The sequence below is a fragment of the Photobacterium angustum genome, assembly GCF_002954615.1.
Classification (GTDB): domain Bacteria; phylum Pseudomonadota; class Gammaproteobacteria; order Enterobacterales; family Vibrionaceae; genus Photobacterium; species Photobacterium angustum_A.
Genome location: NZ_MSCJ01000003.1, coordinates 220,716 through 247,030, shown reverse-complemented (window position 1 = coordinate 247,030; position 26,315 = coordinate 220,716). Strand labels below are relative to the sequence as shown.

The window sequence follows — 26,315 nt, the reverse complement described above, 5'->3', positions numbered from 1 at the left end:
TACCCTTGCTGTTGACTCGAAAGAGTAAGCTATCTACTATGCCCCCAGTATTTAAACAAAGGAGAACATCATGGACAACGACAGTCGGAGGTGGATTACTAACACAATTGCGAGGATATTTTTGAAGTAACTTGGATTAGACTTTATTATTTTTTTCCTCCTCTTTATCCTTTCTCGCCTTTTTTAATGTTCTATTTTTATCAACAAAAATAGTATGTTACCTCGTTAGTAATCACCTGAATATTTCGTATTTATCTATTGCTTTTTAGAAGCAAGAGATTGTTATGTTTAATTGAAAGGTGCATTAACATGACCAATACAATAAATAATTTCGCTTATCAACAATCTATAAATATAGCGAATAGCACAACACCCGTTGATATATCTCTTTTTTTACGCTGGGTTGAAGAAAAAAATATTGCTAATTTAAACGCATTATTTAGTGCGGAGTATATTCAGCAAACACTGTGTTTTATTAAGCAAATATCAGCTAAGTCACTTAATATGCTTATTTCTCTTAATGGTTTTGAGTATAAGCAAGATATTGAATGGTTTGTGAAAGCAAAGCATCCCGTTATTCATGCCACTAATTCAGCGGCCATGATTGTATTTCCACAACAGTTAACTGTAGAGAAAACACGGCAAGCCTTGCGTCGTCAATCTGTTGAGTTTGGCTGTATAGCTATTACAGATAATCATGGTCGCTTTGTCGGTTTAGTTAAATTAGATGAACTCATAACGGCACACCCTCACAGTACGTTGTTGGATATCGTCCAGAGTGCGATTTGCTGTCATTTCAGTGCTTCGCAAGAGCATGCTGTTGCGCTACTGAAAAAGAGTCGTTTTGATGTGCTTCCCATCCTTAATGGGATGGGAGTTCCAGTTGGTTTGCTATCGGCAAAATCAGCCATTGATATTATTACCGATGAGCAAACCGAAGATCTGGAGCGATTAATGGGAATACAACAAGATAGTCACTCCAGTGATTATATGAGCCTCTCTGTGATGGAGCATGTAAGTAAACGTATTGTATGGGTTGTGGGTCTTGCCGTATTAGGCCTGTTATCTGGCATGGTCATACATAGCTACGAAGATACCATTGAAGCGATTACTGTACTGGCGCTTTACATGCCAATGATTGCTGATTCTGGTGGTAACTCAGGAACACAGTCAGCCTCCGTAATGGTGCGCTCTCTTGCGTTGGGAAATATTAAACTTCGAGATTGGCTGTATGTTTTGTGGAAAGAGACCCGTATTGCCATTGTAATCGGCGGTGTGTTGGCTGTGCTAACGTTAGGTAAAGTCCTCTTTCTGTCTCAAGGGATTGAGCTACCTGCGGGAATAACGTTGACAATGTTAGGCAGTGCCATTGGCTTAGCACTTTTTTTTCAAATTTTATCATCGACTGTTATTGGTGCGATGCTGCCGTTGATCAGTAAGCGTTTTGATCTCGATCCAGCTGTTGTAGCCAGCCCAGCTATCACGACCATTGTTGATATCAGTGGATTACTGATTTATTTCTTCTGTACCACTCGATTACTCGGTTTATCTTGAAAAAAGAATAGGGGGTAATCATGAATATTGAATGGAAAAAAAATAATGCGCTGGTGGTTTCTCAGATGTTAGAGAGTGGAGCGTCTGGGACTGTTGATATTAATATTTATATGGATGGTCAGCGTTTTTCAAGCAATGATTTTGAAGAGGGTATTAAAAAAGATCTGTACCGCACGATACATATCTATTACAGTGCCGGCGGTTTGCTTGAAGTCGAAGTTGAATTAAAAGCGATTGCAATGGAGATGGGCCAATGGTGCCCTGAGATAGAAAATCAATTATTAGAATGGCTAAATATCTTTCATAGGGCAGTCCGAGCAACATGTTTATCGGTGTCTTGTGAGCAACATTATCCAAATGCTGCCTCATTATGTTGGCAGGTTGAACATATCAATCACCAATTTGCACTGCTTTTTGAGCGTTGTGCACCTGCTCGTTTATTGCAAAAGCGCTTATTGGTCATCGCATGTCAAGAGATCTTAAAACTCTACGAAAGATTGAGAGAGAGTGGTGCTGAATCACCATTACAGTTTGTTTTACCGTGTCTTGATCGATTGTTAATTGAACGTAATCGTATTTCTGGTTGGCGTCCGATTGAACAAAGAAAGAAGGCATATCATGGTTCAGGTTATCACGACGAGATCGAGGAGTTTGCTGCTAATTGGTCTATTTGTCAGCATGAATATTTGCACTCTTATCGTAACGCTTCGTTAAACCATTTATTGACTATAGCGTTAAGTAGTATGCTTGCGATGTCAGTCGTATTGACGTTCAAGGATCACTTGATGAAGTTAAGTGATCATTTAACATTAAGTATTCTTATACTGATTTGCTTGCTTTATGGCGGCCGTGATGTTGCTAAGGAATTGCTTAAAACGAAGATCAACAAGCAACTTAAAAAGTTAAACTTTTATCAAAGATATAAACTGATTCGAACAAAACATCGCCGAGCAGTAGGAAAACGTAAAACGCTCATAAAGTCATATCATATTGAAGGTATGAGACCTTTTGAGCCATCTAAATTGTGCCTGCAACGAACAGATAGTATTGTCTTTAAAAAGAAAGCGAGCAAAACGGCAGTTTCCATGTATACCGAGACTCACCTATCTCTCAGTTGCTTGGAAAAATACCGTAAAGCGAATCATTTTAGAGTGCTGAACCAAGAAGGAGAAAGTAAGCGTTCAGTAATACATGATAATAGAGACTTACTGATTAAAATTGTAATAAAGCAATCAGATAGAAGTACTATCACAAAATCATTCCGATGTACTAATGAGGTAAATCCTCGGTGGGTGGAAGTTGCACAAAATAGCTAAGGTTATTGTTGCTAGTACCAACCTTATTTACTTAACAGTTTTTATAATTTGATGATAACGGGATTGTTACGATTCGCTACTGTGAAAGTCACCATGAGTGCCACCAGTTTAAAAACGAATTTCAATGGCAATAATTGATACATCAAATGAATAACTGTGTTGGTTGTACTTATATGAAACGCCGATACCCGAATGATGGTTTGTTATAGATAATTATTTAAATAGAGTTAATTAAACACTGAGCTATTTAATTAACTCTTTTTTATTCCAAACTAATTTATAATAGTATTCTTTGGTTGCAAATTAATGCTTCCTTTGTTGTCTGACTTTTATACATTAATCGCAACCAAAGCGTTCAAACCTTAACTATTGTTCTTATGAAGCGACCAAAGAGCTCACTTGAAACTGGGCTCTTGAGAAGGTTTTAGTACGTTAAGAATAAAAGTTGAATCTAGTTATTACTCTTTGGTGTGATTAACTTAGCGCCTGGTGAGGTGATGCCGTTAACATCATTATTGTTATATAGCGCACAACTTTCCATTGATAAACAGCCACATTGAATACAACTGCCTAACTGGTTTTGTAGTTGTTTTAACTCATGCATTTTATCTTCAAGCTTTTGATGCCAAAGTGTAGAAAGTTGTTCCCATTGTTCTTTTTTAACGTTTTCGTTTAAGGGAATATGAGCCAAGGCTTGCTTTATTTCTTGTAATGTTAAGCCTACATTTTGTGCTGCTTTGATTACGGCAATACGACGCAGTACAGAACGTTTATAGCGACGTTGGTTGCTCGCGGTTCTATAACTAAGAATGAGTTCTTTTTGTTCGTAAAAATGTAACGCCGAAACACTGACTCCTGCGCGTTTTGCAACTTGTCCAACACTCAATTCCATTTGATTCTCCACATCACATTTATAGCGGCTCTATTCTTGTCGAAAATTTTAAAACAAGATAGATATTTAGTACGTTTTTCTATCCTTTTTATACAGATAATATAGTCGTTTAAATTTCACGTCATAGCCCTGTGTAACTGCGATATTTGCGAATGATTCAGGGTTTATCATTGTTAGCCGGATTAAGCCGTATTTTTCAGGGTCTCCCTTCCAGTGAAGAACAAGGCTCATTGATGGGGGCTGCGATTTCATAAATATCATCAGTGTCAAATGATATCAGGCTCTTGCTATAGAACTTGAACGAGGCTTGTAAGATTTACTGTGATAATTATTTTTTCTTAAATTCGCAAGAATATCAAGAGCGAATGTACTGTTGTTACAGGCTGTTTTAATGGACCTAGCAATATTGGATTTTGATTTGAAATTTAAGAGCAAGCTCTTTGAAGTTACATTATAAATCATTGATAATAATTTAAAATTATCTAGGTGTTTGAGTTTGTATATGGAAACGTCAAAAGAAAATCTTTTAACCGTATTAAAGAAAGAGTGCAAGTTGTACTTGTCCATTCCTGAGTATGAGCAACAGCAAAAGCGAGATAAAAAAAACTTCATTTATGGGTTGATGGCAGCTTGCCGCGTTGTAGGTATCAGTTTTGAAGAGCTGAATTCAATAATAGAATCTATGCCTCAACCGTCAAAATTTAAAGATATAGATGAGCATTTTGCTATCCCAACTTATGTAAGAAATGAAGTTGAGATTAAGTTATAAAGTCGTACAACGGACATATTGACTTTATTTAAGTAAATATCAAATAAGAGTGAATGGTGTTAATCGATGGTATTTCTTATGTTCTGATTATTTCTTGTCAGAACCATGTTGACAATAAAAGCCGATCTTACGATCGGCTTTTTAAATGAAGGACGAATTAGTTAAAGCTAGCCTTGAGCCATACCATACGGTGATCGGAAGAAATATCTTTGCCTTTTCCTTTACCAATACGTTCATCGTTCATCAACAAGTATCCAGCTTCATTCGTTGCCGGCCAGTAAACACCAGAATCAACAATGTTTAAATTACTTGATGGGATAGCGTGATCCACTTGTAAACCAAACGTACTGGTTATGCGCTCTGGGTGAGGGTTATCTTGGCGGCATTCACCACTTGGGTAACATTCTTCAGCACCAAAGCTTGTCGGAACGTAAGCGCCATTAGTGGCTTCTTGATTCACACGCTGATGCTTTAATAGGGTATCAATTGTTTGGATAAAGCCGTCACCTGCTTCAGGATCGGCATTAAGATCACCGACAATGACAAACTTGGCATTATCAGCTAAACCGCCTTTTGTACCTTTGTCATCATAAATAAACTCTGCACCATCAATGTAATCTGTCCAGAACTGAATTTCATCGCGGTTTTTTTGTTTATTGTTTTCAGTCACTGTGTCAAATACCGGTGGCGTTGGGTGCGACATTAAAATATGCACCACTTGCTCGCCTGATGATGTCGGAATTATAACTGGAGCATCAACATGGTTTTTCGATGATAAACGTACTTGATTCCATTCAGCATCGGTGTACCAACTATCACCACAACTCATACCTGCAGGAATTTTATTTTTCTCATCGTTGCAGTTAGTAATGGTTGGGTTCGTTGCTGTTGGTAAGTCTTTCCACTTAAAAGTTTGGAATGTACGGGTATTAGCATTATCAATTTTAAATTGAGACATGAGCGCAAAGGCATACTGACCATGGTATTGACCAAAGCCCCAAGCATCATTTGGGCCGCTATTTACTTTACCGTCGTTATTAAGATCTAAACCACTCATTAAGCCTGTATTTGTTGCATAGCTCTCGGCAAATGGATAGTGAATTGGTGATAGGGTGTCACCACCATCAATGCTATTTAGGCTTTGTCCTACCGCTAAGTAGTTATCTTGGAATCCATTTAAAGCGGTAAGATCATCGCCTGTACCGTCGTTATTGTATTCAGCTAGTAAAATAATATCAGGGCGTTGGTTTTGAATAATGGCAGCAACGTTTCTGATTTGAATAATCTTTAGTGCTTTCGCTTTGTCGTCTTCACTTAGCGTATTTGCATTAAACCCATCGACTAATGTTTGTTGCTCTGAAGGTGTGGTTTGCATTTCATCGATCAGTTGTTCAAACGTAAAACGATCGAATGATAAGTTAAATGTAGCAATAGAAACTTCGTTAACAGGGATAACATCATTATTGCTCTCAAATACACAGCCTGTAAGAAGAGCAGATGAAATAGCAACAGCAGCAAGAGTCTTAATTAGTTTCATTCAATAATCCATATTGTTGAAAGGAATTTAGGCGGTAAAGTGTCGAGCAGCATAGTACCTATTTAGTGATAAATAAGTGTGATAGGAGCACGATAATATGTAATTAGCAGTGATGATTTGCTTTGTTTTTTCTTAAATTATGCTCGGTATCTCAAAATTGTTATGAGGGAGGATGGTATGTACTTCTTCGAATGCTTAAAGAGATAAATATTTTGTGTGTAGTGTAAAACCGGAACAGTCTCTTTTTTTGTTCCGTTTTTAAATGGCTTAAAGCTCCTAAAATAAAATCATCAAATAATAGGAGCTAAACCATGAAATTTTATAATCAACTAAAAGAAATCATTAACTCATCAAAACGTTACGATAAAAAAACAGGATGGCTTGCTCGTTTGATATATATTAGTCCGGAGCAGCGATTAGAAAGGCTGAACACTATTTTTGGTTCAGAGCTGTTAACTCAAGCCAAACCATTAACGTTAAGCCAGCAAAAGAAGTTTAATGATAATTATCTAAAGTAATGTAAGGATCTCTCTGTATGAGCCGACGAAAACTGGAACTATATGAAAATATATTTAATCGTGTCGGTCCTGGTAAAAGTAAGGTAACCATTGTAGAGATAGCCGCTTATCTTCATTGCAGTGAGCGTCATGCGAGAACCTTATTAAATCAAATGACAACATTAGGTTGGTTGACTTGGTCTCCGACTGTGGGGCGAGGTAAAAAAGGGATCCTCAATTGTTTATTGGAGCCAATACAGGCATGCCATAAAGAAATTGATAAAGCGAATGACAACAGTAATCTCGATTTAGTGTATAAGCTGGTGGGCTTTAATGGGCGGGATACGGCTGCCGGCTTATGGCAATATTTATCACAAGCGGTGACAGAGAAACACAACACCATCCTTGCACCTTTTCATCGTTGTATGAAAACGTTACATCCACATTTTGTTACCGAGCGAACTGAGCGCCATTTTATTTCTGAGATTTACCAAACCTTAGTTGAAGAAAAAGCGAATAAGCTGACAGGTAATCTTGCTCATTTTTGGGAAAGTAATAGCAACCATACCGTTTGGACCTTTTATCTTCGTCCTGAAACCCAGTTTCATGATTTATCAGTCCTGACGGCAGATGATGTTGTTGCAAGCTTTAAAGGTCTTATCCATTCAGCGCAATGGCAACGATTGTATGATCATATTGAAAAGGTTATTGCCGTTTCTTTTGATGTGGTTGAAATTCATTTATCTACCTCTGACCCTCTTTTTATTAAATTATTGTGTCGTGCTGAAACCGCGATCATGCCCAAACAGTTCGTATTTGCTGATGAATCACATTTTAAAGCCATTGGCTCGGGACCTTTCCTGTTAGCAGTGAATTCGAACAAATTATTACGCTTGCAACGATTTCCACAATATAACCGTACATCAGCATTAATTGAAAAAATTGAATTTTGGATCCACGAGAGTTGGGCTGAAAGAAAGAAGTGCTATCAAAACTTCTTTTTTTTAAGCGACAGTTTAAACGTGTATGAAACGGCCTGTGATTATGTCGGATCGTTTTATTGCTTGATTACAAATAAGCAATTACAAACTCAAGACGTTAAAAAAAATCTAGCAGCGGCATTTTTAGGAAATCATATTCAAGCAGGCGAGGAATATTCTGTTTACACGATAAGTCATGAAAATAACCGAGAGTGTAGAGAGTATTCAAAACAGTTATTTTCCTATTTTGATAAGCCTGAAACATTGCAGATGAAAGAAGTAAAGTTTGGTCAGTTTCTTGATAGTGTTGATGTGTCGATTTTAGGGATAAGAAAGGAAGACAATAAGTACACCAGTTGGTTTTCTTTTTTAAAGTTATACCCACACTGGGCATCGGTATTGACGTTTACACAGCAAGATTACTTACAACAGCAGATCGCTGTGATCCGTATTGAAGAGGATGCGTTACGTCAACAAGCATTGATTAGTCACGTTATGACGTGGTTAGAGCAACAAAATATTTTATTTGAAATAAAGCGTGAAGGCTTAACCCTCTCGGTACCAGAGCAAATTCGAGGTGTGGAGATCAACGCGAATGGGTGGTGCAATTTTTCTAAGCTTTGGATCAAACCAATGAAAGTGAAATCGGATGTTACAGCGTCAATGGAAAGTTTGATCGCCAAATATTAATAAGACGAGGAATTAGAACTCCTCGTCTTCATATATTAACGGATATTGCTATTGGTGAGACGTACAGTGTTTTACTTCTTGCCAAGGTGAGTTTTGATATAAGGCTGGGATTTGATGGCTTGTCCACCATTTGGCGACATAGTTTTTCTCATTAAACATCACTGAATCGCCTTTTTGATAGTTATGATGTGGTTGCCATTGCTCATCTGCACATAGTGTAAGTGGTTCAGGTTTAACCATCCAATCAATCAGTTGTTTATGATTAATGAACCTTACTTCAGGTTTACTTAAGGCATAAACAATAAACTGTTCAAGTACATAACGGCGAGATTTTACTGTGGTTTCTGGTTTATCAGTATGCTCTTCACCGTTTAAATAACCATAGAAATCAGAGTGTAAGCCTAGAACTAATGGCGCTTTATTTCCAGCGAGACGTAAATCTAGGTTGTATTTATAAATTGCCAGTACATCGTTAGCATTTAGACCTGCGGCAAAGTAGGTAGGTGTTGAGTAGAGATTCCAGTCAAAGTTATCTCCCTTACCTGATTGTGTATCAAACCAAGGCACACGCGATGAGATTTTGTCACGTAATGAATATGTTAAGCCGTAATCAGCAACAACATCGTTAGGTGGCACAATCAACGTGTGTAGTGGTATTTCCCAAAGCCCTGGATAATGATTAATAGCAGGTTTCCAGCCACCATTAACCGCAGCATTATGATCTGGGCTACCGTTATCTAAAGTGTATGGCCAAAGGTTATTGGTGCCATTTTGATCTCCTGATATGCCCGCTGGAAAGCTGACATCATAACTAATACCGTTCTTGACTAGTGCGGTTAATACATTGTCGTTATAAGTTAAAAATGGCGCTCGATAGCCATAAACTCTCTCCACTCCTATACCACCATCTTGCTCAGAGGTGGTTAAAAAACGGTTACATGTTTCGATTTCGTTATTCCATTGTTCTGCAGTCATGATGCCTGCACCATCATGTGGATGGTTTTCACTATGGTTACCAATATCATGGCCTTTATATTTCATAAGCTTCCATTGATTGGTGATTGATTCATTGTCTCTAGCGGTTGCGCAGTTAACAAAGAAACTGGCTGTTAGCGGCTTACCTGCATAACTGTCATGGCCTTGTGGGTTGTTATATGACGCCAGCATATTAACAACCCAAGACAAACCATTTTCGGTGACATTATCGTCAAATCCAAAACTGACAAACATTGGTGTTTTATCAGTATCGATGGGGGACTGTTGTGATGGTGCAATATTGTTTGTATCAGCAAAAGAGGGAAGTGCTGTTAATAATAAAGAGTATGCAAGAGTGATTTTTTTATGGTGCTGTTTGATGTAGGTGTGAAGTGTATTTTTCATTTCTATCCTTTAATTTCATATTATTGATTTTCTAGAAAGTAAGATAGCGATGTAGTTTTATAAAAAGCGAATCAGAAAGCTTGTTTGACGCTTCTTTTATTAAGGTGTAGACATTCTGCTGATTGTATTTTCAGTAGTGTTATTATTTTTGTTGAAGTCGCTCGAAAGTATTCTTAAAGGGAATAAGCCATTCTTTTTTGATGCGTTACTTAAAATAAAATCTTCTTGACCTCAAGCTTACTTGAGGAATTAAAGTGCCAACATATTTTAAAAAAGAAGGAAAAATTAATGAAAGGATATGTAGAGCACATCAATATAAAAGTATCTCAGCCAGAAAAAACGATTCATTTTTTATTAACAGCGTTACCTGAATGGACGATTCGCGGGGAAGGGAAAATTGATGACGGGTCTGGTAAACCAAGGCATTGGTATCACATTGGCGATCAGGACAGTTATGTGGCGATAGGATCAGGGGGGAAAGGTCAGGTTCCTGATTGGCAGGGAAATGCATCAGGCATTAAGCATGTTGGTATTGTGGTTGAACGTATTGATGATACGGTTAAAAAGCTGATGAATGCCGGTTATGAAATTGACCATTGGAGTGGTGAGCATCCTTATCGCCGCAGTGTTTATTTTATCGATGATAACAATTTAGAGATCGAGTTTATTGAATATTTTACCGATGATCGTGCACTTAGAAATGATTACAGCCAATAAAGATTAAATGAAATAAGAAAGGAGAGACCTTTCTCTCCTTTATGGATTGAATATAAGTAAAGCGTTATAAGTATACCTTTCCACGCAGATATAAAACCGCAGATCCAGCAATAATAATGCGATCATTATCGATCATTTTACACTGTAAAACCCCACCACGTTGTGAGGCTTGATAAGCGGTTAATTCACATTTACCAAGCTGCTCAGCCCAATATGGCGCTAAAGCAGTGTGGATTGAACCTGTCACTGGATCTTCATAGCCGCCATTAGCTGGCCAGAAATAACGAGACACAAAATCGTATTGTGTCGATTGTGCAGTAACAACGATATCGTGAGGGGCGAGCTGTTTAAGCTGCTCTGAATCGCAAACCACATCTTGTACTGCTTGTTCACTGGGTAAAACGGCAATGTAGGCTTGGCGATTTTTTAGCACCTTGGTAGGCGTAATAGATAATCCCTTGAGTAAGGCGGCTGGTGGTTCAACTTCTTCACCAGGCTGGCAAGGGAAGTTCATTTCAATATTGCCATTTGGGGCTTGTTTTACTGTCAGTGTACCGACTTGCTCTGTCGTAAAAGTGATTTCACCTTTAAGTTGGTAAAACTGATACAGAACAAAAGCAGAGGCAAGCGTTGCATGGCCACAAAAGTCAATCTCAGTGAGAGGAGAAAACCAACGTATTGCATAGGTATTATCGCCCGTTGGCTTAATAAAAGCCGTTTCAGACAGATTATTTTCAGCAGCAATACGCTGCATTAGTGAAGCATCTGGAAAAGTGGTAACTGGCATGATTGCCGCAGAATTACCTTTGAAATGTTGGTCGGTAAAAGTATCGACAACGAAAATATCCATATTATATTTTTCCCTGAAATTGATTACGAATTGACGAGTATATCGTGTCGAATCAATTTCTTGTTAATGTTGAATAAAAGTTCGCGTTCTTCATTTGTTAGTGGAGCAAAGAAGTCTTGATTGATATTAGCAATACACACGGTGGCTTTTTGCTCAATATCTTTACCTTTATCAGTAATGACAAGATAGCGGGCTTTTTTGTTTTGTTCTGATTTGTTGACGGTGATTAATTCACGTTTAATACAGTTATCGATCAAACGTTTAGTCACTGAACGTTCGCGGTGTAGGGCATCAGAGACGGCTTGTTGAGGTACTTCGCCTAAATGACTGAGCACGCGAAGTGCACCTAACATTTCTAACGTAATATCAAATTCCGTCGCCAAAGCTGAGGTGGCAATACTACGAAATTGTTTATAGGCTAATCCCATCGTAAAAGACAAACTCTCATTAAGAGAAGGGATATCAGTGTAGTTCTGTGGCATGACGTTTCTTCGCCGTAGTAATGAAATAAAACAGAGCCAATATACCTAAAGTACAGCTAAGTTCCCATCCTCGAAGGAAAGTACTACTTAATCCTAACTCACTATTGGTCATATAAAGTTGGATTGGTAGCATGGTTGCGAGCAAAATATCGGGATGTAACTCTTGGTGTGGGCCTTCATCAGTATAAATTTTGTAACTGATCACGTAAATCAGTCCAAATAATCCCAAACCATAAACAATAATATCACTTTGATAACCGGCAATAAGCAGCATAAATATCGCCGCAATGGCGCATCCGCCGACTTGAGTAATAAAACGTGATTTTACGATTTTTAAATATGCTTCTCGACTGGTTTGGGTTGCTGCAGCAATGACTGGTACCATACAAAATGCGCCAGAAATTAGATTAACAATCATTAAAAAACCAAGTCCTAAACCAATCAAACTCACTGATATTAAGCGTTGTTGAGCGGTGATAGGGATTGTTTTCGGTTTGAAAAAGCCAGATGTTGTTTTCGGTGGTAGTAGCCAAAAAAACAGCTTGGTTACACAGATACTAACAACAATTGCTAACCCCACTTCGTGTAAACGCTGAGGCATATCCATATTGGTATGTAGCGCAAAAACGATATTTAAAATCCAGTTTATCGTCGGCATAAACAGCGCGCCCACTTTTGCGTGAGAACCTGCCCGTTTTCTTAGTTGATCGAACAGTACAATACTGATCGTCCAAATAATAAAAGGATGATCGCTAAAGACTTCAGACACGAAAACTGCACAGTAAGCGGATAGCAACACTAAGGCGAATGTTTTGCTCAATCCTTTCCAACTGTAGTCTTTTACTTTAGTCGCAATAATTATTGGAAAAAGCGCAAAATAGACATGTGAATTTACATGAAAAATCTTACCGAACATCATACAGATGCATACAATACACGTGGTACGCAGTACATCTGTATTCATTGAATGTTTCATATCCTACCTGTATTGTTTTTCTGCTTAGTAGATGTAGCGGAATAAGGCAATAACATGGATCCATACTGAGCTGATCACATCTAATACGGGATTACCATTAAGCACAATGACACTTGCACGAGAGCCTGAAATAACATCTTGTTGCGGTACATTGACAGCAATACGAGTACGGATTTTTTGTTGTTCGCGGATCCAACGTGTGTCATTGGTAACGGTTGATAGTCGTGTTAATGGGTTACTCGCATCAAAAATAGCGCGATCTTGATTTTCTATTTCGCCTTTAAATACCCGACCAGGTTGGGAGTCAAAACTGATTAAGACACGATGCTTGGGTTGTAAATGTGTAATGCCTTTTTCATTAAAATCGGCACTCAGCCAACTATTTTGCTCATTAACGAGGAAAAGGATTGGTGTACCTTTATTTACATAAGTTCCCGTATCTAATTGCAAATTACTGATAGTTCCAGCCGTTTTCGCCATCACTGTCGTATTTGATAGATCCCACTCAGCACGATCTAATTTTGCCTGCGCGAGCTCAACGGCAGCAGTATTTTCTTTACCAGATAACGTCGTTTGTATTTTTAGAACATTAGCTTGTGCAGCAGAAATAGCACTTTTCGCGATATCTGTAGCACTGATCGCATCATCAAGCTCTTGCTGGGTCGTTAACCCTTTACGACTCAATATTTGGTAACGCTCCAATTTATGTTGCGCATTTTTCCACAATGTTTTTTTCTGTAGCACCACTTGCTGAGCTGCAGCGAGTTGCTGCCATGTTCCCAGATTGGCTTCTTTTGCTTGTTGCAATTCGGCCTGCGCTTGATCGACTGCAATTTGATAAGGCTTAGCATCAATAGAAAATAAAGGTTGGTTAGCGTTAACGTGTTGACCATTAATGACATAAACATGGGTGATATTTCCTGATACTTCAGGAGCAATATTCACCACTGATTTATAGAAAGTGGCTTGTGTGGTAAATGGCGACACATTATCAGCCATTAAAAGAAAAGCTGATAATGATAAAGCGACACCAATCACGATATATAAGAGCACAGAGTAAATGTTCATTTTCATTGTTTTTTGTTACCCATACAACAAATTTCAGGTGTGATAATACACCTTTTAATGTTGCACCTGCAACATTAAAGATTGTTATGTCTTGTTAGTGATGCCGTTAAAAGAGGTGTTTTCGAGTGTGGATTCGCAAAAAATAAGATTCTAGCCGCGATATTTAATTGGGTTATTTGTTTTATAAATAAGACGTTAGTAGTGTTTGAGTTTATTTTTATATTTTTTTCAGTGATGAAATTTGCCTAATTGGCGTTTATCTACCATATTTAACTTAACCTGTATTGAGATAGTTACTCGAGCTAACGGAGGATTGGAGCTGTTTTTAAAGACTCACGGATACAGGTATCAGTGATTATTAATAGACCTCTTAGACCCGTTATTAGTAGTCACTCAGTTGCATCGCGCAACATGTGAAAAGTAGACAAAGCAATACATGTAAGAGCAACAAAGTAAAAAGCAACATCGTAAGAGCTACGCATGTAAAAGCTTCTAAGTGAAAACTTAGTTGTTAACAATTTGGTAAGTGACACCTTTTAAAAATTTGCTTCTTCGCCAATATATAGCGGTCCGCACAAATATTGTGGGACACGGCAAGCTCAACGTAATGAGTGGCGAAGCGTAACAATATTGGTGTGCCGAGTAAGTACACTAATAGCAACACCAAGCCGCACTGCAATAGTGCGGCTTTTTATTTTTAGAAACTTATTAATAATTCAGAAAATCACAATAATTATTAATTATTCCTATTGAAAATCATAAGGTGTTGAAAATAAAATAAAAATAAATGTTATCCACAAATTCAGTGGGTAACTCTTAACTGAGGTCGTTTAAGGTGGTTGTTTTTTGGCCATTTAACATGACAATTTTAGTATGTTAAATGGCGCAATAGTGAGGGGGGAAATCGCGGTGTGTATGGCAAGTAAAGCTAAGTGTGAACTGTCATAAAGATAAATTGTGATGGCCGTATAAGGCTTTTGCTTGTAAATATTCTTGATTGCCTTCTTTGATGTGTACCTGAGTCTTAAGCACTTCTACTACCTGAATATTATGTTGCGATAAGTCTCTGACTTTTTTAGGGTTGTTGGTAATTAAGCGGACTTTGTTGATACCCAGTGCGAGTAATGCATCTGCGGCTTCCTTGAAATCACGAAGATCATCATCAAAACCTAAATGGTTATTTGCTTCATAGGTATTCATGCCTTGGCTTTGTAATTGATAAGCATCGAGTTTGTTGTATAAACCAATTCCACGGCCTTCTTGACGTAGATACAAAAGAATTCCACCGAATTGGTGCATTTTTTCTATTGTTTCATTGAGCTGCTCACCACAATCACAGCGAGAAGAGTGAAAGACATCACCGGTTAAGCATTCTGAGTGCAGACGAACTAAAGGAACGTTTGCCGCTGTATCTGCTTGTTTGAAAATAATTGCGACGTGTTCTTTACCTGAGTTAAAGCCATGAAATGACAATAATTCAGCAGGGATATCACTTCGTTGCCCTATTTTAAAAGGAACTCGGGCTCTTACTGTGATCATAATATCCTCGTACTTCTATTTGGGTTAATTACTTTGGGAGGAAAATGGCTATGATTCAGTAGGTATAATAGCCATCATCATGTGTGAATATAAGGTATATAAGGTATATAAGGTATCTAAGGTTCTATCTCTGCTAACACGTTGATCATTTCTAGTGCACTGAGGGCGGCTTCTGCGCCTTTATTGCCCATTTTTGTTCCAGCACGTTCAATCGCTTGTTCAATTGAATCTACCGTAAGGACACCAAACGCGACTGGAATTTGATGCTCTAATGCAACTTGCGCTAAACCTTTATTACATTCACCTGCAACATATTCAAAATGTGGAGTACCGCCACGGATCACAGAACCTAAAGCGATGATGGCATCATAACTACCTTGTTTCGCAAGTTGTTGAGCCAATAAAGGCAGCTCATAAGCCCCTGGGCAATGTACAACGGTAATATTGGTCTCTTTAACAAGACCTTGGCGTTGTAGGGCATCTAATGCACCAGACAATAGGTTGTCATTAATAAAACTATTAAAACGAGAAACGATGATGACAACATTTGCGTGGGGTGCTGTGATCGCACCTTCAATAATATTCATGAAGCTTCCTAAGTGTATTTATAAAAACGAACGATAAATCAATAATATTTGAGTATTTACTAGTTACAAATATATTCAACTACCTCAAGATCAAATCCTGATAAAAAGCGATATTGTTGATTTTGTGAAGACAGTAAACGGATTTTGCGTAGCCCTAGTTCAGCTAAAATTTGCGATCCCAAACCAATTTTTCGGGATTGCGGCGTGATAGGTAAGGGAGAAGCTGCTTGGTGCTCTGCAGCTAACTGGTTTAATTGATTGATGATCATCGTTGAGGGTTCTGTTTGGCTGATGATCACTAATACGCCACCGTCGGCTTGAATACGTTGCATGGCCGCTTGTAGGGACCATTGTGTAGCGCCAGTATGTAAAATATCTTTCAGTGTATCTTTGACATGTACACGGACTAAGGTTTCAGTATTAGGGTTAATATCATCTTTACACAATGCATAATGGAGTTGATTGTCAATGGTGTCACGGTAGGTGATCAAGTTGAACACACCATATTCAGTGCATAATTCACTCTCTGATAAACGTTCAATATGACTTTCTCGTTGGGTTCGATACTCGATTAAATCGGCAATGGTACCCAGTTTTAAATTGTGCTTTTGCGCAAACACTTCAAGTTGAGGTCGGCGTGCCATGGTGCCGTCTTCATTAAGAATTTCCACAATAACACTAGAGGCTTCAAGCCCTGCTAAGCGTGCAATATCACAGCCTGCTTCAGTGTGACCGGCACGAATTAATACGCCACCATCTTGCGCCATTAATGGAAAAATATGACCCGGCGAAACAATATGATCCGCACTGGCATTAGGAGCAATTGCTGCTTGTACTGTCTTCGCACGATCACTAGCAGAGATCCCGGTCGTAACATCTGTGGCGGCTTCTATTGAAACGGTAAATGCAGTTGAGAATTTATCGTGATTATTTTGTACCATTAGCGGTAAATTTAAAGTTTTACAGCGATCTTTGATTAACGTTAAGCAGATCAACCCACGGCCATGTGTTGCCATGAAATTAATCGCTTCGGGAGTAATCATTTCAGAGGCAATGATCAGATCTCCTTCATTTTCACGATTTTCATCATCCATCAAGATAACCATTTTCCCCTGACGAATATCATTAATGATTTCTTGGGTGCTACTTAAAGTCATAACTGGTCCTTTTTATCTACAGTGTAAGCGAGTTATACGATAAAACCGTGCTTCTTTAATAAAGACATAGAGACGTTAGTGCTTTTTTTCGATTCTTGTTTATCAATGCTGACTAATCGTTCGAGGTAGCGTGCGACCATGTCAGCTTCAATATTGACCTTTTGACCAATGGTTGCATTAGCAAGTGTTGTATTGGTTAACGTGTGAGGGATAATGGTCAATTTAATGACATTCTGATAGACAGCATTGATGGTTAAGCTCGTTCCATCAATACAAATTGAACCTTTCTCAGCAACAAACTTCTTCAGATGTATTGGTACAGTGATCCAAACCTCAATGGCGCTACCTTTTCGCTTTAATTCAATAATGTCGCCAATACCATCAACATGTCCGGAAACAATATGACCATCTAAGCGTGTTGTGGGTAACATGGCTTTTTCTAGATTGATATTTTGCCCTACGTGGTAACTGTGAAATGTAGTACGTTTTAACGTCTCTTTTGAAAGATCGGCAACAAACCCAGTTGGCATTAATTTAGATACGGTTAAACAAACGCCATTACTAGCAATGCTATCACCAAGCTTTACATCCGAAATATCAAGCTTATTGGTATTGATAACCATTGAAATATCGTCGTTATTACGAATAATGGCGCTGATATTTCCAATTGCTTCTATTATTCCTGTAAACATACTATACCTATAAAAAACTCTATTTATCAGGCATAAGCCAGCAGTTACCCAATAAATAGAGTAAAAATAATGATTAATGACTGATTGAGATAAAAACCATAAATAATGAGATGAATGATTTTTAACTACATATAACTAAACGCATCAGAATACATTTTTCCGACATTGGCTTTTTTCTCTGTGGTAAAAATATCTTTCGCACTTCGGCTCATACCGAATGGACCACAAACATAAATATCAAAGTCAGATAAGTCGGCAAAATCATCCATTACAGCATCAATGACATTGCCAATTTTGCCGTCCCATTCTGTGTGTTCATGCTCGACAACGGGCACATATTTCACATTGGGAAACTGGGCAGATAATGATTTAAGTTGTTGATCTGCATAAAGCAATTGATGGTTATTTACCCCCCAGTAAAGGTAAATAGGTTGTGATAACTGCTTATAAACACAATGATGAAGAATGCTATTGATGTACGATAGGCCTGTGCCGCCAGCTATTAGTAGTAGTGGCGATTCACTGTCATCACGTAACCAAGCATCACCATGTGGTGCATCGATCTTAAACTCGGTTTGATGAATAAACGCATCGATAAAATGCGAAATTGCTTCTATAGCAGATTCTTTGGCTGAGCCGCCAACATGCAATTCAATTAATTCATTACAGGTTGGACTGTTAGCAATAGAAAAAGGTAGCTGTTTATTATTCAAATAGACAATAGCGTATTGACCGGCTTTGAATTGAAAGCATTGGTCTGGCTTGATAAACACCTTAAAAACATGGCTATCAGATGCTTCAATTTTTATTATTTTGCAATTAAAAATCATCATTCAGTCCTGTTGCTTATTTCAAGCTGGTCGCCATCGATAATGAACAGCCTTTTTGTTCACGGGTATTTAAACGGCGAACAATTTCAACGGTTGTTCCTTGGAAGAGATCTGGCTCTTTGATGTTGTGCACAATGCCAATGTCGTCCGTTACAATAAAGGTTGGATAACTCGTCGAGGAGGCATCCATGTAACTCATTAAGCCTTCTTGACCATCTTCAACTGGCATCATCGTGATAGGATCAAGCGCACGGGCATATACCCAAGGCGGAACATGCTTACGTTGACGGTTATCTTCAAAGAAACAAGTGTTTAGCTCTACTTGGTTGAAGGTGTCACGAATCTGGCTTTCATGGAAAAGGTTGAATGTTTCCATTAATAGCTGATTGAAATCTTGACGATTAAGCGCTTCTTTTTGCTTGGTTTTCCAGCCACCACCTGTGATGATGAACATGTGAGCACCAGCATTAAATTCAATATTATGCTCTTTCATATAAAGTGCTAACAGATAAATAAAGTACGGAGGGCCAATTAGACAAATACCTTTGCCTTTACGTTGGATCGCTTTTAATGAGGCGATGGTTTGCTCAAAATCAATTTCATCTTCGTTGACTGTAAACGTCGTTGGGTATAACAGCTCAACGAGACTCATGACATATTTGAACCAAACGTTTTTGGCGCTGAAGCGATCTGGTCCCATATTCACCAACTCTAGCTGGTGTTCATGAAACTCACCTAAGTACTTCATGCCGTAATTCACAGAGCCCAGTAAACGTTCGATACTTTGACGATCACGGGCAATATGGCTTTTAATTCCGCTGGTGCCGCTACTGGTGAACCAATTTTCAATATTGGTTTCATCGGCAGTATGTAGCTTGGCGTACTTGAACATCGAGGTTGGAAATACAGGAATATCATCGATAGATGTAATATTTTCATCCACACCTTGGACATTACAATAATAACGGTAATCTTCATTATTTTTATAATGGTAGTGGAATGATTCCATTATAAACTTTTGCTTTAATTTTTCTTGCTCATCAAAGGTTAATGTAAGCGGTGATGATGAGAAAATAATATCATCGAGTTCTGAACTAACAATAATATCGTTAGTATCAATATCTAATAAAGTAGTCATATTACACCTTAATAAAAAATTTAATGGCAGCGTAAGAAGCCACACTGCCATTAATAATGACAATGATTGACGAAGTTTTAATTTAAATTGACTTAACTGAATTAGTTAAGGTTGTGTTCTTTTCTATAATTAATAACGCGTTTATCAAAGTTAATCATTAGTGATTTTTTATTCTCTTGATCTTTCATCGATTCAAAGCAAAATAAGAAATCGACTTTATTATTTAAACCTTGAGCCATTTCAGCAACGTGATGTAAACACGTATCGAAGTTACCTGCAGCATTGCTATTGATGATTTCATCAATGGATGTTTCTGCTTGGGTGTAAGAGAGGTAATCTTCTAAGTAAATGCTAAGCTCAGCTTTGGCTTGCGTTGGGTTGTCATTAACATTGACAAATAACATTAATCGATGACGAACACCTACAATATCGACATTAAATTTAGCCGCAGCTGCTTGGTAATGGTTTAATAATTCGATACGCTTTTGTTGACTATCATCCCATTTAAACAGTAGTGGCATCCCATATTTAGCCGCTTTTACAACCGTTTCAGGGCTGGTGGCTAAAACATGAATTTGTTTGCCAAGGCTAACAAATGGCGCTAATTTCGTTTCATCATTGTAGCTTTTATCTATGTGGTGTTCGCTAAATGCAACAACATCATAGATAGATGTATCTTCATCTATAATACGTAATGTTTCTAACGCATTGCTCATGGTTAATGATGGCTCTTGCTGTCCTACATGGTAAAAATTAAGGAAGAAGACGCCATAATTCCATTTTGTCATTTTTATTATCCTGTTATTTATTATTATAGATTTTTCTTGATTTTTTCATTAACCATATTAATAAGGTCGATGACAGCGGCTTTATTTTTCATTGATTCAAAAGATAGCAATACATTCTTTGAACCTGTTTTTTCTAAAGCATATTTAGATGATTCATAATATTCATCTTCTGTACCAACCGCATGTTGCTTAATTAGCTCTTCAATTTTTTCTTCTTGATCTGTATTTGGGTAAGCTTCAGCAATATAACCACGGATATAGTCACGCATTTCTTGTTTAGCAATATCACGATCCGGATTAATGTTAACAAGTAATGGGAATTGGTGATCAACATGAGTAATGTCGACATTATTTTCAGCGGCGACAGTTAAATAACGTTGATAGTAATTTTCTTTTTCTGCCAGCGTATCACTCCAGCGGTAAGTCAGTGGTAACCCTTTTTTCGCAGCCCATTCCACCACGCCCATGCTGGTCGCTAAAATATACTGTTTTAGGTTTTCTTTACTAATACAGTGTGGGTTGATAGAGATTTTTGGGAAGTTATAAAAGTCATTATTCGCATAACAGTAGTTGGTAGTGATACCGTCATTTAGAATTTCGTAACAGGCTTCGAATTGTTGTTGTTGGCTGTCTCGTTGGCGTTTAAAGAAGTCCATCTCGAAATCACTAACACAATCACTTAACCCAAGAATAAAACGCCCATCTGACATTTGATCAAGTAAGCTAGCTTCTTCTGCAATACGGACTGGGTGGTGAGTGGTGATCACTTGATTCAATGAACCAATATGAAGGCGTTCAGTTAAACCGAGTAAAAAGCTTGCTGCCGTGATAGGAGCACCTACGATACCGTTTTTAGAAAAATGGTGTTCGTTAATGAAAGCGGTATTGAAGTGATACTCGTCTTTATCGACCAATGCAACAGTATCGATCATGTTGTCGAGTACGTCTTCAGATGTCATACCTTTAAGCTGAAAGTTTAGAAAGAATAATCCAAAATTCATGTTATTTTCCTTATTTATCATTTAATTCAAGATGTTAAATCTAGTGGTTTATTTCGGATCTTTTAGGTATGGCGCCACTTGTGTCATAAAGCGTTCCATAGAAGCAATGATTTCTTGCTCTGAACCGTTTGCTTCAAAACCAAGGGTAATATTTTTAATCCCTGTTGCATCAATATCGCGTTGCATGATTTCAATACATTTTTCAGGTGTGCCAACAGGGTTAAGGTTATTACTGTAATCAAGACGACGGCGGCTATCGGTATGGCCTTGTAGTACAAAGTCACGCCATTGGCCTTTGTGGTAGTCATAACCACGAGTTTGGTTACTGTCTTTAAAGATATTTGTCGCATTTGTGTATGAGTCATACCAGTTTGATAAGAAGTCACGACATACACTTTCTGCTTTTTCTTGATCGTCATTAACAGAACAGATGAAGGTCATACTGTGGTCGATATTCTTAATATCGTGGCCATGTTCAGTTGCAATTTCATTGTACAGTTCCATCTGTGCTTTTTTCTCGCTGGTCGTGATGATCCAACTTAGCACCATAGGCAAACCACGTTCTGCTAACCACGTTGTTGTCGCGGCAGATTCGGCAGTCATACAAGTAGGGATTTTGTCTGAGTAGGCTTCTGGATAGACATTTACATCTTGGAATTCAATATTTTTACCATCAGTGTGTAAAACGCCTGATTTTGAGCCGTCCATGATCATTTTATGGAAATCTTCAGTGATCGAACGGGAGTCTTCCATCGTAACACCGAATACCCGAAAATCTTTATGGTATAAACCACGCACTACGCCAAAATTAAAACGACCTTTTGACATTTGATCCAGTAGCATTAGATCTTCCATTTGACGCGCAGGGTGAGCTGTTGGAAGTACGATACCCATGGTACCAACGTTAAGTTTTTTGGTACGGCCAAGAATATTGGCACAAGCTACATATAGGTTACCGGTTAGACCAAATTCAGTGAAGTGGTGTTCAAGCGTCCAAAAGGTATCGAAGTTTAATTCTTCTGAAGCAACGCCAAGTCGAACAAAACGATCCATGACGTCTTTATGAGATTCACCTGGTGGCTGGTATGAGAAACAAATATTGCCAAATTTCATTATCTTTTCCTTTTAATGAATTAAATATGTATTGGTTTAAGCGTTAGCGAACATTTCGTTTTCAATTTTATTTTTTAAACGACGTTCATTAACTGTAATAATGGTGAGATCTTCAAAGTTTGGCTCACTAATATCGTCTACTAAATCGAGTACTTCACTGTCTAAGCCTATTGCGGCTTTCGTTACCGATTGGTAGAAATTACGTAGGACGATCAGGTTCTCACCTAAATCATGCGATGAACCAATTAATGAGTAAATTTTGGTTTTATCTGAGTTGATATTTCCGATTAAGTGTTTCACTTCTTCTTTGCAGACCCAATCATCGCCATTTGAAACAAAGGCAATAAAAGGAATATCTAGATCTTTAGTTTTATTTACCGTTGAATCTAATGTATCCCAACTATTATCAAAACAGTCAGTCACAAAGACTTTTGAGCCTAAGTTATAACCTTCGAAATTTAAATCTTCAGGGATATCATTAATTTCCATCTGTAGATAATCATAATCAAGTGCTTTCTCAAGTGTGCTTCTTAAATTAACAACACCCACTGCTGTGATTAGGAATGATAATTTAATCTCAGCAGCAACATCATAGGCAATACGAGCAGAAAGACTTGAAGCAATCAGTCCAATTTCATTAATACCACGATCTTTTAGCCAATCAACGACTGTTAATAAACTTTGTTTACCAACAGACATAGAAAACTGATTAATTTCACCACTACTTAAGCCAACATGATTTAATGAATCATAACGAATAACATGAAAACCATTATTTGCTAAATATTCAGCAAGGCCAGCAAAATGATCCATTCGACGGGCAAAACCTGCTGCAATAACAATCGTATTGTTACGCTTAACCTCTTGATTTTTAGGTGGCGTTTCCCATACTCGGATGTGGCGATTATCATCTAGGCTGATAACGTGATCAATAGGAGCTGAGGTTTGAGTATTGTTCATAATATTTCTCTTTATGGTACAAAAACGAGGAATTTATCTTCTTCTAGGTAACGTGTTTGTTCTATTTTGACAGCGACATCTTTAGTGGTATAAGTTGATGGTCTTTCATGTGAAATATATTTAACGAGACGCTGAAGTGGACGCATACCATCATGTGCGCCACCAACTCGAAATATATTATTCATACCTGATTCAATAATACGTTCCGCACCATGTGCCGCTAATGTATCTCTATATTTAAATGATGCTTCCCATGGCGTAATTGAAACTGTTTGGGTGACATTATTTTGAAGATAGGGGGTAATTTCCGAAATATCTTTCACGTGATGAATATACGCAGAGCGAGATAATGGTTGATTACCGAATGAACCCGCTGGAGATTGCGTTAATAACCAAGCCTGCTCTTCACCTTTTTGCACTTTATATTTGGCAAATAAACATTCTCTTTCTGTTAAAGAAAATGCGCCCTTTTCATCGAAAGATTGATCACCTTTGGGCAGTATGTCTTTATAGATGTTTAATTGCTGAGTTAGCTCTGCAAAAAAAGTATCGATATTGTTACCCATGTAATAGATATCTTGGGTAGAGAAACAAGCTTGTTGATCATAAACACAGATGTCGTGAGCAACACCAATGGCAGCCGCTTTAATATCTGTTGGGTTATCAACAATAGAAATACTTTTCTTTGGACCAAATTTAAGAATATCAACGTGTGCTGGGGTATGCTTGGTTGCCCATTTAATTGCATCGTTGCCACCCCAAGCCACAACCACATCTGCGCAGCTCATGATTTTTTTTGGGATAGTGATATCTTCACTATGTGACCAATACATGATCGACATTGATCGAGTAATTGGGTGGTCGGCATCGGCATCAATGAAACTTGAAGCCAGTGCGGTTGCGGTAAATGGATCTGCAGATGATGTTTTAATGATGCATTCGTTTTTAGTTAGAATAGCGCGAAGGATAGATGTCACACCTGACAGCGGAACGTTACCCGCTAATAAATGGATAGACTTGCCTTTTGGCAACGCCTTGACATAGCAATCTCCTTGGGGAAGCCATTCATCAACGATATGGCGAGAACTGAGATCATTTTCAACAATGTCATACAGCGCACTTTTGCTACATAGGATCATCGAAATCCAGTTCGCTTCTAGTTTTGCCATCTCAGGAGAGTAGCCCATGAACTTTACTAGATCGCGAATATAAGTCAGTCGACGGTTGTAGTTCTCACTCTTCCACTTTTGCCCTACAGTATACAAGAAGTTAACTATCTGGTTGATATTTAAACTATTTTCTATTTCTAGTGAGGTGATCGCCTCAGCATCAATGTCTGTAATGATAGGTACATTGACGGTGTTATTGTTAAGCGTAAGTTCGCGGACTTCATGTTCTGACGTGTCTCGAACTTCGCCTCCAATAATCAATGGGATCTTCTTAATCATGCAATCTCCGTTAACATAGCGTTAAAGTATATTCCTTTTGGGGATGTTGATATCGTCCTTGGGAATACCGCAAGGCTAAAAGAATATTTATTATCATGTAAGTTAATTATTTTTTGTTTTTCATAATCCGAGATTATGCTCACAATTTAATAATGATTATTTTTACTTCCTCATATTTAGACTTAGTATGTCTAGCTTTTTTGTCATATTTTTTTGGTGTTTTTTTTGGTTTTTAATATTTTAACGAATGGATTTGTGAGTGTTTTATATTTATATTTTTATTTTTTAAATTTTATTTTTTTTATTTTTACTCCGATTTTTAATGAGTTAAAAGTTATTTTATTTTTGTTTAATTATGGTTTTATTAATTAATGGTGGGGGAATATTGCTACAAGTAAATGAAAAAGCAATTTATCGCCATTTAATACTGGTTTTCATTGTCTCAATTAAGTTCTTAACTTGTTGTTTTTTTGTTGTTTAAGTTGTGTTTGTGTTTGTGTTTGTGTTTGGGGGGGGGTTATCGTGCTCTGATATTTAAATGTGTAAGGTATAGGTCGTTAAATAAATAGGATATATTGAATTTCCCCCATTTGATATTATTGTTTATTTATAATTAATACAAGTGTGTGACTTATATTTACAAATTTGAATTTTTGTGATTTTTTTAAAAAAATATTATGCAATTATTTGTGTTTTAATCTTAAATTACTAAACTCTTGATGAATCTGTTGGTATACATCTAGAAAAAATAAAAGTCTAGAAAAGGAGACGTTGATGTTTAGAGGTATTGTTCAAGGTTGTGGTGTTATTAAATCCATTTCAAAAAGTGAAGATAGTCAACGACACGGAATTATATTCCCTGAGGGTATATTGCAACTTGTTGACATAGATACTGTAATGTTAGTAAATGGTTGCTCCTTGACGGTAGTACGTATTTTAAACGATACAGTGTACTTTGATATTGACCAAGCATTGGGTACAACAACATTTGAGAGCTTAAAGGAAGGTGATCAGGTAAATCTTGAGATCCACCCTAAATTTGGTGAAGTGGTTGGTCGTGGCGGATTAACAGGGAACATTAAAAGCACTGCATTGGTGACTGGGGTAGAAGAGAATGAAGAGGGTTTTTCAGTATTTATTGATATTCCTAAAGCATTATCTGAAAACTTAACAGTACAAGACGACATTGGTATCGATGGCATTTCTTCACCGATCACTGATATGTCAAACGGTGTTATTACATTGCATTACCCTCGTGATTTATTAGCCAACACTAACCTTGCGATGTTAAAAAAAGACGTGAAAGTGAACGTTGAAACGTTAAATGAGTGGTAGTGATTAAATTCTGCTATTA

General features: G+C 37.7%; 25 protein-coding genes. 7 read left to right on the top strand and 18 right to left on the bottom strand.

Going from position 1 to position 26,315, the window contains the following annotated elements; genetic code table 11:
• Positions 1-309: 309 nt before the first annotated feature.
• Positions 310-1,554, top strand: coding sequence for a magnesium transporter (locus tag BTO08_RS15800; protein WP_105061640.1), 1,245 nt, complete (start codon positions 310-312; stop codon positions 1,552-1,554).
• Between the two features lie 20 nt (positions 1,555-1,574).
• Positions 1,575-2,870, top strand: a complete 1,296-nt coding sequence (locus BTO08_RS15795; protein WP_105061639.1) for a hypothetical protein — start codon at positions 1,575-1,577, stop codon at positions 2,868-2,870.
• Positions 2,871-3,321: 451 nt separating this feature from the next.
• Here the strand turns inward: BTO08_RS15795 and soxR are convergent, their stop codons facing one another.
• Positions 3,322-3,762, bottom strand: coding sequence for a redox-sensitive transcriptional activator SoxR (gene soxR / locus BTO08_RS15790; RefSeq protein ID WP_105061638.1), 441 nt, complete (start codon positions 3,760-3,762; stop codon positions 3,322-3,324).
• Positions 3,763-4,264: 502 nt separating this feature from the next.
• On the opposite strand from soxR, the gene BTO08_RS15785 reads away from it, so the two are divergent.
• On the top strand, positions 4,265-4,531 hold the full coding sequence (locus BTO08_RS15785; RefSeq protein ID WP_105061637.1) for a hypothetical protein: 267 nt from the start codon (positions 4,265-4,267) through the stop codon (positions 4,529-4,531).
• 157 nt (positions 4,532-4,688) lie between these two features.
• Here BTO08_RS15785 and BTO08_RS15780 read toward each other — a convergent pair whose 3' ends face one another.
• Entirely contained in the window at positions 4,689-6,068 is a 1,380-nt protein-coding gene (locus tag BTO08_RS15780) for an endonuclease/exonuclease/phosphatase family protein (RefSeq protein WP_105061636.1), read from the bottom strand.
• A 311-nt stretch (positions 6,069-6,379) separates the two neighbouring features.
• Between BTO08_RS15780 and BTO08_RS15775 the strand changes: the two genes are divergently transcribed.
• Together BTO08_RS15775 and BTO08_RS15770 are read left to right on the top strand one after the other, a co-directional pair.
• The gene (locus BTO08_RS15775) at positions 6,380-6,586 is read left to right on the top strand and encodes a hypothetical protein (RefSeq protein ID WP_105061635.1); all 207 of its coding nucleotides are present in this window, start codon (positions 6,380-6,382) and stop codon (positions 6,584-6,586) included.
• A 17-nt stretch (positions 6,587-6,603) separates the two neighbouring features.
• A complete protein-coding gene (locus BTO08_RS15770; protein ID WP_105061634.1) occupies positions 6,604-8,235 on the top strand; it encodes an SgrR family transcriptional regulator in 1,632 nt (543 codons plus the stop codon).
• Between the two features lie 48 nt (positions 8,236-8,283).
• Here BTO08_RS15770 and BTO08_RS15765 read toward each other — a convergent pair whose 3' ends face one another.
• Entirely contained in the window at positions 8,284-9,615 is a 1,332-nt protein-coding gene (locus BTO08_RS15765) for a polysaccharide deacetylase family protein (protein WP_105061633.1), read from the bottom strand.
• A gap of 288 nt (positions 9,616-9,903) precedes the next feature.
• Here BTO08_RS15765 and BTO08_RS22450 point away from each other — a divergent pair, with 288 nt between their 5' ends.
• A complete protein-coding gene (locus BTO08_RS22450; RefSeq protein WP_105061632.1) occupies positions 9,904-10,332 on the top strand; it encodes a VOC family protein in 429 nt (142 codons plus the stop codon).
• A gap of 64 nt (positions 10,333-10,396) precedes the next feature.
• Here BTO08_RS22450 and BTO08_RS15755 read toward each other — a convergent pair whose 3' ends face one another.
• The 15 genes from BTO08_RS15755 to BTO08_RS15685 all read right to left on the bottom strand — a co-directional run bounded on the left by BTO08_RS15755 (position 10,397) and on the right by BTO08_RS15685 (position 24,961).
• On the bottom strand, positions 10,397-11,182 hold the full coding sequence (locus BTO08_RS15755; RefSeq protein ID WP_105061631.1) for a PhzF family phenazine biosynthesis protein: 786 nt from the start codon (positions 11,180-11,182) through the stop codon (positions 10,397-10,399).
• 23 nt (positions 11,183-11,205) lie between these two features.
• On the bottom strand, positions 11,206-11,664 hold the full coding sequence (locus BTO08_RS15750; RefSeq protein WP_105061630.1) for a MarR family winged helix-turn-helix transcriptional regulator: 459 nt from the start codon (positions 11,662-11,664) through the stop codon (positions 11,206-11,208).
• Positions 11,645-12,640 (bottom strand): DUF2955 domain-containing protein, encoded by a 996-nt coding sequence (locus tag BTO08_RS15745; RefSeq protein ID WP_242446282.1) that lies wholly within the window; start codon positions 12,638-12,640, stop codon positions 11,645-11,647. The genes BTO08_RS15750 and BTO08_RS15745 overlap by 20 nt, the downstream gene beginning before the upstream one ends.
• 24 nt (positions 12,641-12,664) lie before the next feature.
• On the bottom strand, positions 12,665-13,714 hold the full coding sequence (locus BTO08_RS15740) for an HlyD family secretion protein (protein ID WP_105061628.1): 1,050 nt from the start codon (positions 13,712-13,714) through the stop codon (positions 12,665-12,667).
• A gap of 936 nt (positions 13,715-14,650) precedes the next feature.
• Complete coding sequence (locus BTO08_RS15735) at positions 14,651-15,247, bottom strand: GTP cyclohydrolase II (RefSeq protein ID WP_105061627.1); 597 nt, start codon at positions 15,245-15,247, stop codon at positions 14,651-14,653.
• A gap of 116 nt (positions 15,248-15,363) precedes the next feature.
• Positions 15,364-15,834 (bottom strand): 6,7-dimethyl-8-ribityllumazine synthase, encoded by a 471-nt coding sequence (ribH, locus tag BTO08_RS15730; RefSeq protein WP_105061626.1) that lies wholly within the window; start codon positions 15,832-15,834, stop codon positions 15,364-15,366.
• A 59-nt stretch (positions 15,835-15,893) separates the two neighbouring features.
• Positions 15,894-16,991, bottom strand: a complete 1,098-nt coding sequence (ribB, locus tag BTO08_RS15725) for a 3,4-dihydroxy-2-butanone-4-phosphate synthase (RefSeq protein WP_105061625.1) — start codon at positions 16,989-16,991, stop codon at positions 15,894-15,896.
• Between the two features lie 32 nt (positions 16,992-17,023).
• Positions 17,024-17,683 (bottom strand): riboflavin synthase, encoded by a 660-nt coding sequence (locus BTO08_RS15720; RefSeq protein WP_105061624.1) that lies wholly within the window; start codon positions 17,681-17,683, stop codon positions 17,024-17,026.
• Positions 17,684-17,808: 125 nt separating this feature from the next.
• On the bottom strand, positions 17,809-18,516 hold the full coding sequence (gene fre, locus BTO08_RS15715) for an NAD(P)H-flavin reductase (RefSeq protein WP_242446281.1): 708 nt from the start codon (positions 18,514-18,516) through the stop codon (positions 17,809-17,811).
• A gap of 13 nt (positions 18,517-18,529) precedes the next feature.
• On the bottom strand, positions 18,530-19,651 hold the full coding sequence (locus BTO08_RS15710) for a long-chain fatty acid--CoA ligase (protein WP_105061622.1): 1,122 nt from the start codon (positions 19,649-19,651) through the stop codon (positions 18,530-18,532).
• Between the two features lie 101 nt (positions 19,652-19,752).
• The gene (locus tag BTO08_RS15705; RefSeq protein WP_105061621.1) at positions 19,753-20,439 is read right to left on the bottom strand and encodes an LLM class flavin-dependent oxidoreductase; all 687 of its coding nucleotides are present in this window, start codon (positions 20,437-20,439) and stop codon (positions 19,753-19,755) included.
• 23 nt (positions 20,440-20,462) lie between these two features.
• Positions 20,463-21,440 carry an alkanal monooxygenase gene (locus BTO08_RS15700; RefSeq protein ID WP_105061620.1) on the bottom strand — a complete coding sequence of 326 codons (978 nt, stop codon included), beginning with the start codon at positions 21,438-21,440 and terminating at the stop codon, positions 20,463-20,465.
• Between the two features lie 48 nt (positions 21,441-21,488).
• Positions 21,489-22,553, bottom strand: a complete 1,065-nt coding sequence (locus tag BTO08_RS15695; RefSeq protein ID WP_105061619.1) for an alkanal monooxygenase — start codon at positions 22,551-22,553, stop codon at positions 21,489-21,491.
• Positions 22,554-22,589: 36 nt separating this feature from the next.
• Positions 22,590-23,513 (bottom strand): acyl transferase, encoded by a 924-nt coding sequence (locus tag BTO08_RS15690; protein WP_105061618.1) that lies wholly within the window; start codon positions 23,511-23,513, stop codon positions 22,590-22,592.
• Between the two features lie 11 nt (positions 23,514-23,524).
• Positions 23,525-24,961 carry an aldehyde dehydrogenase family protein gene (locus BTO08_RS15685; RefSeq protein WP_105061617.1) on the bottom strand — a complete coding sequence of 479 codons (1,437 nt, stop codon included), beginning with the start codon at positions 24,959-24,961 and terminating at the stop codon, positions 23,525-23,527.
• 774 nt (positions 24,962-25,735) lie between these two features.
• On the opposite strand from BTO08_RS15685, the gene BTO08_RS15680 reads away from it, so the two are divergent.
• Complete coding sequence (locus tag BTO08_RS15680) at positions 25,736-26,296, top strand: hypothetical protein (RefSeq protein ID WP_105061616.1); 561 nt, start codon at positions 25,736-25,738, stop codon at positions 26,294-26,296.
• Positions 26,297-26,315 lie beyond the last annotated feature (19 nt).